The organism is Aurantiacibacter gangjinensis, from assembly GCF_001886695.1.
Taxonomy (GTDB): domain Bacteria; phylum Pseudomonadota; class Alphaproteobacteria; order Sphingomonadales; family Sphingomonadaceae; genus Alteraurantiacibacter; species Alteraurantiacibacter gangjinensis.
Map to the genome: position 1 here is coordinate 1,941,179 of NZ_CP018097.1, position 15,531 is coordinate 1,956,709.

Sequence of the window (15,531 nt, forward strand, 5' to 3'; positions counted from 1 at the left end):
ACGATGTCAGGTGTGTCAATTTCGAAGTTCAGGAAAGACAGTGATTTTATGAATACGGTCTACACCTTCGGCGGAAACGCTCCGCATGACGATCCGCGGCAGAAGGACAAGACCGTCACCGGCGGCAAGGGCGCGAACCTTGCCGATATGGCTAGCATCGGCCTGCCTGTGCCTCCCGGCTTCACGATCACGACCGAAGAATGCACCCGCTACCTGACGCATGGTGAGAGCTTCTCGGACGAACTGCGCGCCGCCGTGGCGCAGGCGCTGGGTCATGTCGAACAAACCGTCGGCAAGCGCTTCGGCGATGCGGCCGATCCGCTGCTCGTCTCGGTACGCTCGGGCGCGCGGGTTTCCATGCCCGGCATGATGGATACCGTACTCAATCTCGGCCTGAATGACGAGACGGTGCAGGGCCTCGCCAGCGCCAGCGGGGACGAGCGCTTCGCCTGGGACAGCTATCGCCGCTTCATCCAGATGTATGGCGATGTGGTGCTCGGCCTCGACCATGGCCTGTTCGAGGAAGCCCTGGAGATCGCCAAGGAAGATCGCGGCTATTTCGCCGATACCGAGCTTTCGGCAGGCGATCTGAAAGAGCTGGTGGGCGAATACAAGACCATCGTCGCTGCAGAGCGCGGTGAGCCTTTCCCGCAGGATGTAAACGAACAGCTGTGGGGCGCCATCGCTGCCGTGTTCGACAGCTGGGATAGCGAGCGTGCCAAGGTTTATCGCCGCCTCAACGCGATCAGTGCCGAATGGGGCACCGCGGTCAATGTGCAGGCCATGGTGTTCGGCAATATGGGCGACAGCAGCGCCACCGGCGTCGCCTTCACCCGCGACCCCTCCACCGGCGAGCGCGCCTATTACGGCGAATGGCTGATCAACGCACAGGGCGAGGACGTGGTCGCAGGCATTCGCACCCCGCAATATCTCACCAAGGCCGCGCGCGAGAATGCCGGTGCCGAAAAGCCGAGCATGGAAGAAGCCATGCCCGAGGCTTACGCGCAACTCGCCCGCGTGTTCGACCTGCTCGAAGACCATTACAAGGACATGCAGGATATCGAGTTCACAGTGCAGCAGGGCACGCTGTGGATGCTGCAGACCCGCTCGGGCAAGCGCACCGCCAAAGCCGCGCTGAAGATGGCGGTGGACATGGTGGGCGAGGGGCTGATCAACGAGCAGACCGCGATCCTGCGCGTCGATCCCATGGCGCTCGACCAGCTGCTGCACCCCACGCTCAACCCCGATGCGCCGCGCGAGGAACTGGGCACCGGCTTGCCTGCATCGCCCGGCGCAGCCTCCGGCAAGATCGTGCTGGATGCGGACACTGCGGAGCTTTGGTCCAACCGCGAGGAAGATGTGATCCTCGTGCGCGTCGAGACCAGCCCTGAAGACATTCACGGCATGCACGCAGCGCGCGGCATCCTGACAGCGCGTGGAGGCATGACCAGCCACGCCGCCGTGGTGGCGCGCGGCATGGGGCGGCCTTGTGTATCGGGCGCGTCGGGCGTCTCCATCGATCTTGCCAGCCGACGCTTGCGCATCGGTGCGCGCGAATTGAAGGAAGGCGACGTCATCACGCTGGACGGTGCAACGGGCCAGATCATGGCGGGCCGCGTGCCGACGATCGAGCCCGAGCTAGCAGGCGATTTCGGCGTGTTGATGGAATGGGCGGACAAGCATCGCCGCATGGGCGTTCGCACCAATGCGGAAACGCCGGCCGACTGCAAGACCGCGCGCGGTTTCGGCGCGGAAGGGATCGGCCTTTGTCGTACAGAGCATATGTTCTTCGATGCAAGCCGTATCAGCGCGGTGCGCGCCATGATCCTCGCCGAGGATGAGACCGCGCGGCAGTCCGCGCTAGACCGCTTGCTGCCCGAACAGCGCAGCGATTTTGCCGATATCTTCCGCACCATGGCGGGCCTGCCCTGCACGATCCGCCTACTCGACCCGCCACTGCATGAATTCCTGCCGACGCGCGACGAGGAATTTGCCGAATTGTCCGACTCGCTCGGCCTCGGCGTGGATCACCTCAAGCGCCGCGCGAACGAGCTGCACGAATTCAACCCGATGTTGGGGCATCGCGGTTGCCGCCTCGGTATTACTTTCCCGGAAATCTACGCCATGCAGGCGCGCGCCATTTTTGAAGCGGCTTGCGAGGTCTCGACCTCCGACGAGCCGGTCGTGCCCGAAGTGATGATCCCGCTGGTCGCAACGCAGAAAGAGCTCGCCATCCTGCGGGCGCTGGTGGACCGTGTGGCCGAAGAAGTCTTTGCCGATACAGGCTCTCGGGTCGATTACCTCGTCGGCACGATGATCGAATTGCCGCGCGCCGCGCTGATGGCCGGCGAGATTGCGGAGGAAGCGCGCTTCTTCAGCTTCGGCACGAACGACCTGACGCAGACTGCGCTGGGCGTTAGCCGCGATGATGCCGCGCGTTTCCTCGGCGCTTATGTCGACAAGGGCATTTATGCGCGCGATCCCTTCGTCAGCCTCGATGTGGACGGCGTGGGCCAGCTTGTCGAACTGGCGGCCGAGCGGGGCCGGGCAACGCGCGGCGACATCAAGCTGGGCATTTGCGGCGAGCATGGCGGCGACCCGGAAAGCATCGCCTTCTGCGAGAAAGTGGGCCTCGATTACGTCAGCGCCTCGCCCTATCGCGTGCCGATTGCGAGGCTCGCCGCGGCGCAAGCGGCATTGCGAAGCGGCGGCTAGCGACTGCCGGTCAGGGCAACGATCTCGAACGTCTCGCTGACCTTTCCGTCCTCGTCCGCCTGCGCCATGAACGCCTGCTGGGCTCTGGCGTAGGCGGCCTTACCGAGCGGCGGGCCGGGGTTGGCAAGGACACTGCCGAGCGCCTGTCCGCGCAGGTCGGCAAGGAGGCTGGCGAGCGAGGAATAGCGCACGGTCAGCACATAGCTGTCCACAACCGGATTGCGCCAGCCCGCGCGTGATAGCAGGCCGGGGCAGGACCGCGGATCGATCATCGGATGGATGCGCGCGGCGGGGCGATCCGGCTCCGCCTCGAACATGGCGCGGCGCAAGGCAGGCAGGCTGGTGCCACCGACAAAGCTCGCCAGAGCCACGCCGCCGGGTCGCAGCAATTCGCGCATCTGGATCAGCGCGCCGGGCAAGTCGTTCACCGTGTCGAGCGCATTGATGCTGGCAACGAGATCGAAGGACGCGGACTGCACGGGAGGAGGACTGTCCAGATCGTGGGGCACAGGCGTGAAACTTCGCTGATCACCGGGCAGCTTGGAAACAAGCAACTGAGAGCCGGTGCCATCGAGAAAGACATCGACAGGATCATGCCGCATGAAAGCCAGACGCTCCACCGCGTCTTCCACCATGTGATCGAGCAGGAACCAGTCACTGGCTCCTTGCTCGAAGATGGCAGAGGCTCGCTCTCGGCGTGCCTGCTTGCGTTGCTGCGAGAAGATGATGGGTGGCGCGTTCGTCACGGCGCTTGCCTACAAGTCGGCGCGCGGGCAGCATAGCCCCAATGGCGCTGAAACAGGCAATCGCTCCTTTGGTGGACCTGGTCTATCCGCCGCGCTGCCCGCTCTGCGGCGATGCCATCGCAGCGCAGGATGGGTTGTGCGTGCCGTGCTGGTCCACGCTAGAGATCCCCGAGCCCGATCCGCAGCGACCCGATATCGTCGCGGCGACGCTCTATACCGATACGGCGCGCAAGCTTGTGCTGTCGCTGAAGCATGGGCGCAAGATCGCGCTGGCGACGATGATGGCGCGGCAAATGGCAGGGCGACTGGGTGCGTTGGAGGGCAACTGGCTCGCCGTTCCGGTCCCCTTGCATCCGGTGCGGCTATGGCAACGCGGGTTCAACCAGTCCGCGCTCATGGCACGAGAACTATGCAAGCGCAGCGGGGCGCGGCTCTGTGTCGATGGCCTTAAGCGGACGCGGCAGACGCCAAGCCTTGGCGGGCTGGGCAAAGCAGCGCGCGCTGAAGTGCTGGAGGGCGCTATCGCTGCCAATCCGCGGCGCAAGGCGGAGTTGCAGGGTGCCAGCGTCCTGCTTGTCGACGATGTGCTGACAAGCGGCGCGACCACCAATGCCTGCATTACCGCGCTGCGATCTGCCGGGGCGCGGCACATCCGCATCGTCTGCTTCAGCAGGGTGGTCGAGCATTAGCTGGCCAAAACGCAAAACGCCCGGGCGATTAACCCGGGCGTTCGCGTGACGATATCGCTGGAACTTTCGCGCAGCCCCCCAGCCGGCGCGTCCGCTCCAAACCCTCATGACCGGATGCCCCTTGTCATGAAGGTGACACCCAGACCCCCCATTCCCTGGCCGGAAATGGCAACGGCCCGTCAAAGCCGCTGGAGGAGTCATCCCATCGAATGGTGCCAAGCGAAACTGCTTTGTTGCGATCGGTGGTATTTGGAACGAAATTGTGATTATCGTGCAACAAACGGGTATGTGAAACGCAACCCATTGTGCAATCGCGAAAGGCCGGACGATTTCGACATACGATCTTGAACGCGAGGGAGGCACCGCCTTCATGCCGAAATACGATGCCAACGGATTGCTAAGCGCGGTGGTGCAGGACGCGCAGAGCGGGGAGGTGCTGATGGTAGCTTTCATGAACGAAGAGGCCGTCGCAGCAACGCGCTCCACCGGCATCGCGCATTTCTACTCACGCAGTCGCGGCAAGCTGTGGATGAAAGGCGAAACGTCCGGCAACACCATGCAGGTGGAGGAATTGCTGGTCGATTGCGACCAGGACGCCATCGTGATGAAAGTCACGCCGAAAGGCCCGGCCTGTCACACAGGCGTTGTCAGCTGCTTCTATCGCAGGATGGACGGGGACCGCTTGGCCCCCGTCGACAGCAATCAGTCCTCCGGCCAGAAATCCGGTACGGAGAAATAACGCTCCCCGGTATCGTAATTAAAGCCGAGGATGCGCGTTCCGGCATCAAGTTCTTCGGCTTTCTTCGCAATGGCTGCCAAAGTCGCGCCGGAGCTTATGCCGACCAGCAAACCTTCTTCCGCAGCGCAGCGGCGGGCCATTTCCTTGGCGTTTTCCGCGCCCACCGTGATGGCCCCGTCGATTGCATCTGTGTGCAGATTGCCCGGAATGAAGCCCGCGCCGATACCTTGAATCGGGTGAGGGCCGGGCTGGCCGCCTGAAATGACTGGAGAAAGCTCGGGCTCAACAGCAAAGGCTTTCATATCGGGCCAATGCTTCTTTAGCGCCTCCGCGCAGCCGGTCAGGTGCCCGCCGGTTCCGACACCGGTGATCATATAGGCTGGCGGCGCGTCGGCGAAATCGGCGAGGATTTCCTTCGATGTCGTTTCAACGTGCACAACCACATTGGCCGGGTTCTCGAATTGCTGCGGCATCCAGGCGCCCGGCGTTTCGGCGATCAATTCTTCTGCGCGCGCGATGGCACCTTTCATGCCCTGTTCCTTCGCCGTCAGGTCGAAGGTGGCACCATAGGCCCGCATCAGGCGGCGGCGCTCGATACTCATGCTTTCGGGCATGACCAGCACCAGCTTGTAGCCCTTGACCGCCGCAACCATGGCGAGGCCGATGCCGGTATTGCCGCTGGTCGGCTCAATGATGGTGCCGCCCGGCTGCAGCTTGCCGTTCTTCTCCGCGTCTTCGACCATGGCGAGCGCGATGCGATCTTTGATCGAACCGCCTGGATTGGCGCGCTCGCTCTTCACCCAGACCTCGTGATCGGGGAACAGGCGCGAAAGGCGAATATGCGGCGTGCCGCCGATGGATTGCAGGACGTTGTCGAACTTCATGGTGTCAGCTTTCCTGTCTGTCAGGTTCGGTGGAGGGCTTTGGCGAAGCTTCTAGCACATTCGCCGGAGGATCGAAGGTCTTGGTTTTCCGGAGCACGGGGAACAGCCAGGCCCACATCGCGACGGTCGCAACCGCGCCGATACCTCCCAGCGCGACTGCCGCAATCGGCCCGATTGCCAGCGCAAGGCTGCCGGAGAACGCATCGCCGCCTTCATTACTGGCGCTGATGGTCAGCTGCGACACAGCCGATACACGCCCGCGCTTCTCATCGGGCGTGTGCAACTGGATGAGCGACTGGCGGATATAGACGGAGAACATATCCGCCGCGCCGACGACAAACAGCAGCGCCAGGCTGAGCGGCATCGACCGCGAGAAGGCGAAACCTATCGTAGCAAATCCGAATATCGCGACCGCCACCAGCATCATTGGCCCGACGTTGTTTTTCAGCGGCCTGACACTGAAGAGGATTGCTGTGGCCGCCGCGCCGACTGCTGGAGCCATGGCAAGCTGGCTCAGCCCCGTAGCACCGACCTGCAGGATGTCGCGGGCAAACACCGGAAAGAGCGCGGTTGCACCTGCGAGGAATACGGCGAGCAGATCCAGCGTAATTGTGCTCAGCACCATCCTGTTTTGCCCGACATAGGCGAGGCCATCGCGGATCTGCGCGAGCGGCGGCGCTTTCGGCGTCGGCTGGCGTGGAGGGAGGTTCTTGATCATGGTGATGCCGATCAGCGCGGCGACATACAGCGCGGTGGCAATGGCATAGGGCAGGGCGGGATCGACAACGTAGAGATAGCCGCCCATGGCCGGGCCGGCGATCATGCCGGTTTGCCACGCAATCGAGGAGAGGGCGATGGCGGTCGGCAGGAGCCTTGGCGGCACCAGATTAGGCGCGAGGGCGGAATAGGCAGGTCCGGCAAAGGCACGCACGATGCCCAGCACCACTGCGACGCCCCACAAAAGCGGCAGGGAAATCGCGTCCTGCGATGTTGCGATGGCGAGCGTAAGCGCGCAAGCGATCTGTCCCAGCAGCGTTAGCCTGGCGAGGTTCCGGCGATTGAAGAGGTCTGCCACCAGACCGGTCAGCGGCGTGAGCAGGAATAGCGGGACGAATTGTAGCAGGCCAATCAGCGCCAGCTGGCCAGATGCCTCCCCTACGGTCATCCCGCCATCGCGCGCTATGTTATAGGTCTGCCAACCGATGATGAGCAGCATCGCATATTGCGCAAGCATCTTGGCGAAACGCGACACCACATAGGCGCGGAAATTCGGGATCTGGAAGGGGTGCGTCGCGTGCTCCACCCGCGCGCCATGGCAGCGCGGATCGCGCTTGCCAAGCTAATCGGGATTTAGCGGGGTAAAGCCCGCAGCATGGTGGGTCAGCCGCGGCGTCGAAGGGCGGGGTTCGGCTGCATTTCCGAGATCATGCTCTGGAAATCATCGAGCCGGATAATCCGCTCGAACTGGAAACCGGCGCGGTCGTCCGTAATCCAGATGCAGTATGCCTCGATCCGGCCGACTGCCGGCAGGCGCACGATCATGCGATCGCCGCGGCCAACTTCCGGCGCGCCATCGACCATAAAGCCGTGGGCAGAGACATTGGAGATGTGCAGCGTCAGATCGCCATGCTGCAAATGCTCGGCAATGACGGAATAGTCCACCGGATGCCGCGTCGACCGCCGCAGATCCGTTACCGAGAGTTGTGCGCCCCCTGCCATCTTGAGCTTTTTCCTTTCGCAAGTCTGGTAGGCGAACGGAATAGCCGGCAAATGGTGGACATTCGGTAAAGTCAGGCTCCACGCAAAATACCGTGACGTTTCTTGCCGAGGCTCAGGCGCGCTTCGGACCCGCTTGGCAGTTCAATCAGATAGCCGGGATCGGCAATCGCCATATCATCCAGCTTCACCGCGCCCTCGGCAATCTTGCGCTTGGCCTCGCCGTTCGACTTGGTGAAGCCGAGATCGGTCAGCGCGACACCGATGCGGACGCCTTCTGGCGGGACGTCGAGCGTGGGCAGATCCTCGCCCTTGCCGCCGCCCGCAAAGGTCTGCTCAGCAGTTGCGCGGGCGGAAGCCGCAGCGTCTTCACCGCGGACCAGTTTCGTCACTTCGTCCGCCAGGATCACCTTGGCATCGTTGATCTCGCTGCCTTCAAGCGCTTCCAGCCGGGCGATTTCGTCCAGCGGAAGATCGGTGAACAGCTTGAGGAAGCGCCCGACATCGCGGTCGTCCGTATTGCGCCAGTATTGCCAGAAATCGTAGCTGGGCAGCTGCTCTTCATTAAGCCATACGGCGCCCGAAACCGATTTGCCCATCTTCTGACCATCGGCGCGGGTGATGAGCGGAGCGGTGACCCCGAACACTTCCTTGCCGTCCATGCGCCTGGTCAATTCTATACCGTTCACGATATTGCCCCACTGATCGCTGCCGCCCAGCTGCAACTGGCACCCGTAATCGCGCGACAGTTTGAGGTAATCGTAGGCCTGCATGATCATGTAGTTGAATTCGAGGAAGGTCAGCGGCTGCTCGCGATCGAGCCTCAACTTCACCGAATCGAAGGTAAGCATGCGGTTGATGGTGAAATGCGGACCCACATCGCGCAGCAATTCGACATAGCCCAGCTCGCTCAGCCATTCGTCGTTATTGATGAGCAGTGCGCCGGTTTCGCTATCGTCGAAACGCAGTATCTTGCGAAAACTGTCCTTGATGGAGGCGATGTTGCTGGCGAGCACCTCCTCGGTCAGCATCTGGCGGGTCTCATCCTTACCGCTCGGATCGCCGACCTTGGCCGTGCCGCCGCCCATGATGACGATCGGGCGGTGGCCTGCCTGCTGCAAGCGGCGCAAAAGCATGATCGAAGCGAGATTGCCGATATGCAGCGAAGGCGCGGTCGGATCGAATCCGACATATCCTGTAACGGTTTGTCGCGCGGCTAGGGCATCCAGTCCCGCCGCGTCCGTCACCTGATGGACATGGCCACGCTGATTGAGCAATCGCAGCAACTCGGAATCGTAAGTAGTCATCTCGGGGGATTTGGCCGCTTATATTTGTTGGGTCGGGGGCGCGTAGCACGGGGTCTCTCACTTGCAAACGCATGACTTGGTCGCACATGCGGCGCATCCACCGCTGGCAGTCCGCAGCATGGAAGCGCGAATTCTCTCAATGACGGATAGCTGGATGCGGGTGCGCTGGCGCATCGACGGGGTGGAACGTCTCGTCGTGCCGCCTTTCGCCGGCAGGGGCCGGGCGGATGAGCTGTGGCAGACGACCTGTTTCGAGCTGTTCATGATGCCGAAGGACGGAACGCCGTCCTATAGCGAGTTCAACCTCTCGCCGTCCGAGCGCTGGGCGGCCTATGATTTCAGCGATTATCGGAGCGGCCAGAGCGAGCGCGTCTTCCGCCGCGAGCCCGACTGCTCGATGCGCGTCGGCCAGGCGATCGCGATCTTCGACGCATCCTTGCCCCGCATACAGATGCCCGAAGCGCCGTGCGCCATCGGCCTGTCCGCCGTGATCGAGGAAGAGGGCGGGGTGAAGAGCTATTGGGCTTTGTCCCATCACAAGGAGGAGCCCGACTTTCACGATCCGCGCAGCTTTACCGGCTGTATTGCGCGCACAAGAGCGGCTTAGCCGCTTGCGCCCTGTCATGGGGTGAGCGATAGGCTGGTCTCTTCCAATACCGATTATCGACAGGGACTGCGCATGAAATTCGGCATCGATCGCCTGCTGGCGGAACCCGACCTGCGCGCCGAGCTGGATGGCAAGCGGGTGGCGCTCGTCGCCCATCCCGCATCGGTGACGGCAGACCTGACGCACAGCCTCGATGCGCTGATGGCTGCGGGCGTGAACGTCACCAGCGCTTTCGGCCCCCAGCACGGGCTGAAAGGCGATAAGCAGGACAACATGGTCGAAACGGCGCACGAGACCGATCCGGTCTACGGCATTCCCGTGTTCTCGCTATACGGCGAAGTGCGCCGCCCGACCGGCCAGATGATGTCGAGCGCGGATGTTTTTCTCTTCGATCTTCAGGATCTTGGCTGCCGTATCTACACCTTTGTAACAACACTGCTCTATCTGCTGGAAGAGGCGGAGAAGCACGGCAAGAGCGTGTGGGTGCTCGACCGGCCGAACCCTGCAGGGCGTCCGGTAGAAGGCACGCTGCTGGTGCCGGGACACGAGAGCTTCGTGGGCGCTGCGCCAATCCCAATGCGCCATGGGCTGACCATGGGCGAGATGGGCCATTGGTTCATCCGTCACTTCGGGCTGAAGGTCGATTACCGCGTCGTCGAAATGCATGACTGGCTGCCCGAGGCGGGGCCGGGCTTCGGATGGCCGACCGACCGCGTGTGGATCAATCCCAGCCCCAATGCGGCCAGCCTCAACATGGCGCGCGCCTATGCCGGCACGGTCATGCTGGAAGGCGCGACGCTGAGCGAGGGGCGCGGCACCACGCGCCCGCTGGAAGTGTTGTTCGGCGCACCCGACGTCGATGCGAAGGCGGTGCTGGCAGAAATGCAGCGACTCGCGCCGGAATGGATGGACGGCTGCGCTTTGCGCGAATGCTGGTTCGAGCCGACCTTCCACAAGCATCAGGGCAAGCTCTGCAACGGGCTGATGATCCACGCCGAGGGGCCGCATTACGACCATGCGCGGTTCCAGCCGTGGCGATTGCAGGCGCTGGCGTTCAAGGCCGTGCGCAGCCTTTATCCCGACTACCCGATCTGGCGCGGCAAGGATTTCAAATACGAATATACCGACGACGTGCTGGCGATCGATGTCATCAATGGCGGCCCGTCCCTGCGCGAATGGGTGGATGATGACGCAGCAACGCCTGCCGATCTGGAAGCGCTTGCAAGCGCCGACGAATCTGCGTGGCGCGCGGATATCCGCGAAGTCTTACTTTACTGAGCAGGCTCGAAATCGACCAGGCCGTCCTCGAATTCGGGCAGCGGCTGCCATTCACCGCTATTGGTCAGCATCATGGCGCAACCGTCCATGGTAAGGTCGACCGCCTTGATATGCGGAACCGCACCCGGCTCGGCAGGCCGACGTTGGATCAAAGGTCCCACCGCCTCGCCTTCGAACACTGCGCCTGCATCGGCACCGGGCGCTTCGACATCCGCATTGCGGAAAACATCATCGCAATTGTTACGCATCGCAGACCAGAGGGCTGTTAAGGCCGCGGTGTCGGCTGTCGGTGCCTCCACTTCGGGCGCATCCTGGTTGGCCACGAGCAGGGGAGCGAGAGCAATGATCGGCAGCACGGTCTTAATAGGTTCATCTCCTGATTGTCCGATAATATCACGAGGCTTGTGCCGCGCCAAGTTAACCGGATTTTCCCGACTCCCCGCTATCTGGCGCCGACATGGCGCATGAGAGAAAGATCACGGCGACGCGCATTGCGGTGGAATGCTGCAATCTATGCGGCTCGACCGCGCGCACGCATCTGTTCACCAAGCACACTTACCATCTGGTGCGCTGCGACGACTGCGCGCTCGCCTATATCGCCAACCCGCCGGATGCCGAGGGTATCGCCGCGATCTATACGACGGTTGCCAATTACCATGAGACATTGCTGGACGAGGCGACGGACGGGTTTTCGCGCCAGGCCCGCGTGGCAGACCAGCATTTGGCGATGCTTCGGCGGTTCCGGCACGACCTTGCGGGGCTGAGAGTGCTGGACGTCGGCTGTTCCAGCGGCATTTTTCTCGACCGCGCGCGCAAGGCCGGCATGGAGCCTTTCGGGGCGGAGCTATCGCCGGAAACTGCGGCCTTTGCCCGCGATCATTACGAACTGCCAGTGCAAACAGGCGACTGGCGTGAAGCCGGTTACGCGCCTGAAAGTTTCGATGTCATCACCCTGTTCGATGTGATCGAGCATCTGCCCGATCCGAAAGCGGAATTGATGGCGCTGCGAGGCCTTCTGAAGGCGGGCGGCCTGCTGCTGCAGTCCACACCGGATATTGAAGGCCTGTTTCCGCGCCTGTCCGGGAAATTGGCGATGCCGCTCGATTACTGGCCGCATCCGGAGCCGCCGCATCACCTCTTCCAGTTCTCACAGGCCACGCTCTCTCGCATGACCGAGGACGCCGGCTATCGCATGGAGGCAGCGCACCACACATCCATCGATCTTGCCTATAATTTCGGTACGTCCGAAAGCTGGCGGGCGAGCCCCAAAATGCTTGCGTATGCCGCTCTATTCGCGCTCGTCGCCATTGTCGGCGAATGGGTGGGGCAGGGAGACTGGCTTTATCTGGGCGCGACGCGCGCTTAATCGCTTTCGCCAGTGCCCCGATGCGCCGCAAGCGCAGAGCTGGCAAGAGAAAGCAGTTCGCCCGTATTGACCGGCGCTTCTGGATTGTTCCAACCGAGCGAGAGGACGTAGAACCGCCCTTCCGCATTTTGCAGCAGCCAGCTCATATTGAGCACGCCGGGCTCGGACCCGCCTTTATAGCCGACATACTCCCAGCCCTCGGTCGCGCTATCCGGCAGCGCGGTATTCACCGCCATGATGTCGAGCGCAACCGGATCGCCGCTGATGCGCTCGAAAAGCTCGCCCATATCGCGCGCCGAAGCGAACCATTCGAGGTCGATCCGGACGGGATTACCTGAAAACGTCTGGCGTACCCTGTCGAGAGCGACGTCGCGATCGGCCAAGCTTTCCAGCACCGCCAGCCTGCCCGCGCGGTCCAGATCGGCGTAGGTGTCCATCCCGCTATTCTCTGCTGCCTTCAGCAGGAACAGTTCGCGCGTCGTCATAAAAGGCATATTCCGATCCATCGCGCTGTTGCCGGCGGCGCGCATTTCCGCCTCGATGGCTTCACGCCCGAGTACCTGGATGAGCTGGTCGGTCGCCGTATTGTCGCTGATCGAGATCATCATCGTGGCGAGCGTATGGAGGGTGACCGGAGCGCCTCGCGGCCAGTCCTGCATGGTGCCGCTGGGGAATGACGCGGTCGACAATTGAACCGTGTCGCTCCACGACCGTTCTCCCGCGGCAATTTCCTGCACCAGCGTCGACAGCACGTAGAGCTTGAAAGCCGAACCGAGCGCGAGTGGTGTGTCGGCGTTATGCTCGAAAACCATATCCGACCCGTCCAGCGATGCCAGCAAGATACTCGCCGTCCCCGGCAAATCCGCGACTTGCTGTGCGATCGGTGTGTCACTGTCGGTCACCGGCTCGATCTGGTTAAGCAGCAAAGTATCGACCATGAAGGCGTCATCGGCGGCGATCTGGATATGTCCGGAAGCAAGTGCCTGTTCGAAGCGGTATGTCACGAGAGCGAAGCCGTCTGCATCGTCGGGCGTCATGCTCTCCAGGCCGACGAAGCTGCCGAACTGTGCCTCGAGCTGGGATGTCATCGCCACCATCTGAGCGGCGCTGACCTGGTTGAGGAATGCATCGGAAAACACGTCTTCCGGCGCGCGATCACCACGCAGCACATCGGCGATGTCTTCGGCTCGCTGGCCAAGCCGCTGTTCGTTGTCGCTATGTATAGCCTCCGCCTGTGCTTCGGCACCCTCTACGGATTGTCCGTACACCGGGACCGACATGAGAGAGAGGGCTGTGGCGGCGAGAAACAGGCGCGGCATTGGTGATCTCCATCCATTGTTTAGGCAAATGACTAAATGATGCGAGGCCGAGCGTCAACTCAAGCTCGCATGGTCAGGCAGTCACCGCCGCCGCCATGTTCTTACACAGATTGCAAAAAATTCTGCGATCAGGCGTCGATCAGGTCGCGATCGATTTCACCGGCGCGGTTCTGGATGAAGTTGAAGCGATGCTCCGGATTGCGGCCCATCAGCTGGTCCACCAGTTCCTTCACCGCGAAACGCTGTTCATGCTGTTCCGGCAAGGTGATGCGCAGAAGCGACCGCGTCTCCGGGTTCATCGTCGTCTCGCGCAATTGTTGCGGGTTCATTTCGCCCAGGCCCTTGAACCGCCCGACTTCGACCTTCTTGCCCTTGAAGACCGTCGCTTCCAGTTCCGCCCGATGCTCGTCATCGCGGGCATAGCGGCTCTCCTTGCCCGCGGTGAGGCGATAGAGCGGCGGCTGCGCAAGGTAGAGGTGGCCGCGCCGCACCAGCTCGGGCATTTCCTGAAAGAAGAACGTCATCAGCAGGGTGGCAATATGCGCGCCGTCGACATCGGCATCGGTCATGATGACGATGCGATCGTAGCGCAGGTTTTCCGGATCGCAGTCCTTTCGCGCGCCGCAGCCCAGCGCCAGCGTAAGGTCGGCAATCTCGCTATTCGCGCGTATCTTGTCGGCTGTGGCGCTGGCGACATTGAGGATCTTGCCGCGGATGGGCAGGATCGCCTGCGTCTTCCGATTGCGGGCCTGCTTGGCACTGCCACCGGCGGAATCGCCTTCCACGATGAACAATTCGGTCTCACCTTCGCCGTCTCCGCTGCAATCGGTCAGCTTGCCGGGCAGGCGCAGCTTCTTGGCATTGGTAGCGGTCTTGCGCTTGATCTCGCGCTCTTGCTTGCGCTTCAGCCGCTCTTCCATCCGCTCCATGACCGAACCGAGCAGCGCGCGCCCGCGCTCCATATTGTCGGACAGGAAATGGTCGAAATGGTCGCGCACCGCATTCTCGACGAGGCGCGCGGCTTCGGGCGAGGTCAGCCGGTCCTTGGTCTGGCTCTGGAATTGCGGATCGCGGATGAAGACGCTGAGCATGATCTCCGCGCCCGTCATCACATCGTCCGCGGTGATGTCTTTCGCTTTCTTCGTGCCGGTCAGGTCGCCAAAGGCGCGCAGGCCCTTGGTCAAGGCGCCGCGCAGGCCCTGCTCATGCGTGCCGCCATCGGGTGTGGGCACGGTGTTGCAATACCAGCTGGTCGACCCGTCGGACCATAACGGCCAGGCGACGGCCCATTCCACGCGGCCCTGCTGCTGGCCGTCGTCGCCATCGGGAAAGTCCTGACTGCCTGCGAAAAAGTCCGCCGTCACGCATTCGCGGTTGCCGATTTCTTCGCGAAGGTGATCTGCCAGCCCACCGGGGAACTGAAATGTCGCTTCGGTCGGAACGTCGTCGGACGCCAGCGAAGGTGCGCATTTCCAGCGGATTTCGACCCCGGCGAACAGATAGGCCTTGGAGCGCGCGAGCTTGAACAGGCGAGCAGGCTTGAACTGGCGGTCACCGAAGATCTCCGTGTCCGGCACGAAGGTTACGCTGGTGCCGCGCCGATTGGGAGTGTCGCCGATCTTTGCAATCGCGGCTTGGGGCACGCCTTGCGAGAACTCCTGTGCGAAGACCTGCTTGTTGCGCGCAACTTCCACCCGCGTCAGGCTGGAAAGCGCGTTCACCACGCTCACGCCCACGCCGTGCAGGCCGCCACTGGTGGCATAGGCCTTGCCGGAGAACTTGCCGCCCGAATGCAAGGTGGTGAGGATGACTTCGAGCGTGCTCTTGCCGGGAAACTTCGGATGCTCGTCCACCGGGATGCCGCGACCGTTATCGCTGATAGTCAGGCGATTGCCTTCCTCCAGATGCATCTCGATGCGGTTGGCGTGACCTGCCACGGCCTCGTCCATCGCATTGTCCAGCACTTCGGCCGCAAGGTGATGCAGCGCGCGGTCATCGGTGCCGCCGATATACATGCCGGGGCGACGACGCACGGGCTCCAACCCTTCCAGCACTTCGATTGAGGAGGAGTCGTAATCGCCCGATCCGGTGGGCGTGTTCTCGAAAAGGTCGTCGCTCATGCGCGCGACTATAGGCCCGGGGAATCCCCAGCCACAAGCGCGCCG

General features: G+C 62.5%; 14 protein-coding genes. 6 read left to right on the forward strand and 8 right to left on the reverse strand.

Annotation, left to right across the window (positions count from 1 at the left end):
- Nucleotides 1–48: 48 nt before the first annotated feature.
- Nucleotides 49–2,715, forward strand: a complete 2,667-nt coding sequence (gene ppdK, locus BMF35_RS09525; RefSeq protein ID WP_047005734.1) for a pyruvate, phosphate dikinase — start codon at nt 49–51, stop codon at nt 2,713–2,715.
- On the opposite strand, the gene BMF35_RS09530 is transcribed toward ppdK, so the two are convergent.
- Complete coding sequence (locus tag BMF35_RS09530) at nt 2,712–3,461, reverse strand: methyltransferase domain-containing protein (RefSeq protein ID WP_047005735.1); 750 nt, start codon at nt 3,459–3,461, stop codon at nt 2,712–2,714. The two genes, ppdK and BMF35_RS09530, sit on opposite strands and share 4 nt — an antisense overlap.
- Before the next feature lie 41 nt (nt 3,462–3,502).
- On the opposite strand from BMF35_RS09530, the gene BMF35_RS09535 reads away from it, so the two are divergent.
- Together BMF35_RS09535 and hisI are read left to right on the forward strand one after the other, a co-directional pair.
- Entirely contained in the window at nt 3,503–4,150 is a 648-nt protein-coding gene (locus BMF35_RS09535) for a ComF family protein (protein ID WP_047005736.1), read from the forward strand.
- A gap of 370 nt (nt 4,151–4,520) precedes the next feature.
- A complete protein-coding gene (gene hisI, locus BMF35_RS09540) occupies nt 4,521–4,889 on the forward strand; it encodes a phosphoribosyl-AMP cyclohydrolase (protein ID WP_047005737.1) in 369 nt (122 codons plus the stop codon).
- Here hisI and cysK read toward each other — a convergent pair.
- The 4 genes from cysK to tyrS all read right to left on the reverse strand — a co-directional run bounded on the left by cysK (nt 4,853) and on the right by tyrS (nt 8,796).
- Nucleotides 4,853–5,773: a cysteine synthase A gene (gene cysK / locus BMF35_RS09545; protein WP_047005738.1), complete on the reverse strand. Its 921-nt coding sequence runs from the start codon at nt 5,771–5,773 to the stop codon at nt 4,853–4,855. The two genes, hisI and cysK, sit on opposite strands and share 37 nt — an antisense overlap.
- A 4-nt stretch (nt 5,774–5,777) precedes the next feature.
- Nucleotides 5,778–7,007 carry an MFS transporter gene (locus BMF35_RS09550; protein WP_418202107.1) on the reverse strand — a complete coding sequence of 410 codons (1,230 nt, stop codon included), beginning with the start codon at nt 7,005–7,007 and terminating at the stop codon, nt 5,778–5,780.
- Between the two features lie 146 nt (nt 7,008–7,153).
- Complete coding sequence (locus BMF35_RS09555; RefSeq protein ID WP_047005740.1) at nt 7,154–7,492, reverse strand: PilZ domain-containing protein; 339 nt, start codon at nt 7,490–7,492, stop codon at nt 7,154–7,156.
- Between the two features lie 71 nt (nt 7,493–7,563).
- On the reverse strand, nt 7,564–8,796 hold the full coding sequence (gene tyrS, locus BMF35_RS09560) for a tyrosine--tRNA ligase (RefSeq protein WP_047005741.1): 1,233 nt from the start codon (nt 8,794–8,796) through the stop codon (nt 7,564–7,566).
- A gap of 139 nt (nt 8,797–8,935) precedes the next feature.
- Between tyrS and BMF35_RS09565 the strand changes: the two genes are divergently transcribed.
- Both BMF35_RS09565 and BMF35_RS09570 read left to right on the forward strand, forming a co-directional pair.
- On the forward strand, nt 8,936–9,403 hold the full coding sequence (locus BMF35_RS09565; protein ID WP_236781513.1) for a DOMON-like domain-containing protein: 468 nt from the start codon (nt 8,936–8,938) through the stop codon (nt 9,401–9,403).
- 72 nt (nt 9,404–9,475) lie between these two features.
- The gene (locus tag BMF35_RS09570; protein ID WP_047006492.1) at nt 9,476–10,681 is read left to right on the forward strand and encodes an exo-beta-N-acetylmuramidase NamZ family protein; all 1,206 of its coding nucleotides are present in this window, start codon (nt 9,476–9,478) and stop codon (nt 10,679–10,681) included.
- On the opposite strand, the gene BMF35_RS09575 is transcribed toward BMF35_RS09570, so the two are convergent.
- The gene (locus BMF35_RS09575; RefSeq protein ID WP_047005742.1) at nt 10,675–11,037 is read right to left on the reverse strand and encodes a hypothetical protein; all 363 of its coding nucleotides are present in this window, start codon (nt 11,035–11,037) and stop codon (nt 10,675–10,677) included. The genes BMF35_RS09570 and BMF35_RS09575 overlap by 7 nt on opposite strands.
- 101 nt (nt 11,038–11,138) lie before the next feature.
- On the opposite strand from BMF35_RS09575, the gene BMF35_RS09580 reads away from it, so the two are divergent.
- Nucleotides 11,139–12,047: a class I SAM-dependent methyltransferase gene (locus tag BMF35_RS09580; RefSeq protein WP_052765898.1), complete on the forward strand. Its 909-nt coding sequence runs from the start codon at nt 11,139–11,141 to the stop codon at nt 12,045–12,047.
- On the opposite strand, the gene BMF35_RS09585 is transcribed toward BMF35_RS09580, so the two are convergent.
- Both BMF35_RS09585 and parE read right to left on the reverse strand, forming a co-directional pair.
- Complete coding sequence (locus BMF35_RS09585) at nt 12,044–13,366, reverse strand: serine hydrolase (protein WP_047005743.1); 1,323 nt, start codon at nt 13,364–13,366, stop codon at nt 12,044–12,046. The two genes, BMF35_RS09580 and BMF35_RS09585, sit on opposite strands and share 4 nt — an antisense overlap.
- Nucleotides 13,367–13,494: 128 nt before the next feature.
- On the reverse strand, nt 13,495–15,486 hold the full coding sequence (gene parE, locus BMF35_RS09590; RefSeq protein ID WP_047005744.1) for a DNA topoisomerase IV subunit B: 1,992 nt from the start codon (nt 15,484–15,486) through the stop codon (nt 13,495–13,497).
- Between the last annotated feature and the right edge of the window lie 45 nt (nt 15,487–15,531).

Bases quoted from the DNA above. Each gene is read 5' to 3' on its own strand.
- ppdK (WP_047005734.1), top strand. From the start codon at position 49: ATGAATACGGTCTACACCTTCGGCGGAAACGCTCCGCATGACGATCCG.
- BMF35_RS09535 (WP_047005736.1), top strand. From the start codon at position 3,503: ATGGCGCTGAAACAGGCAATCGCTCCTTTGGTGGACCTGGTCTATCCG.
- hisI (WP_047005737.1), top strand. From the start codon at position 4,521: ATGCCGAAATACGATGCCAACGGATTGCTAAGCGCGGTGGTGCAGGAC.
- cysK (WP_047005738.1), bottom strand. From the start codon at position 5,773: ATGAAGTTCGACAACGTCCTGCAATCCATCGGCGGCACGCCGCATATT.
- BMF35_RS09550 (WP_418202107.1), bottom strand. From the start codon at position 7,007: ATGCTTGCGCAATATGCGATGCTGCTCATCATCGGTTGGCAGACCTAT.
- BMF35_RS09555 (WP_047005740.1), bottom strand. From the start codon at position 7,492: ATGGCAGGGGGCGCACAACTCTCGGTAACGGATCTGCGGCGGTCGACG.
- tyrS (WP_047005741.1), bottom strand. From the start codon at position 8,796: ATGACTACTTACGATTCCGAGTTGCTGCGATTGCTCAATCAGCGTGGC.
- BMF35_RS09565 (WP_236781513.1), top strand. From the start codon at position 8,936: ATGACGGATAGCTGGATGCGGGTGCGCTGGCGCATCGACGGGGTGGAA.
- BMF35_RS09570 (WP_047006492.1), top strand. From the start codon at position 9,476: ATGAAATTCGGCATCGATCGCCTGCTGGCGGAACCCGACCTGCGCGCC.
- BMF35_RS09580 (WP_052765898.1), top strand. From the start codon at position 11,139: ATGGCGCATGAGAGAAAGATCACGGCGACGCGCATTGCGGTGGAATGC.
- BMF35_RS09585 (WP_047005743.1), bottom strand. From the start codon at position 13,366: ATGCCGCGCCTGTTTCTCGCCGCCACAGCCCTCTCTCTCATGTCGGTC.
- parE (WP_047005744.1), bottom strand. From the start codon at position 15,486: ATGAGCGACGACCTTTTCGAGAACACGCCCACCGGATCGGGCGATTAC.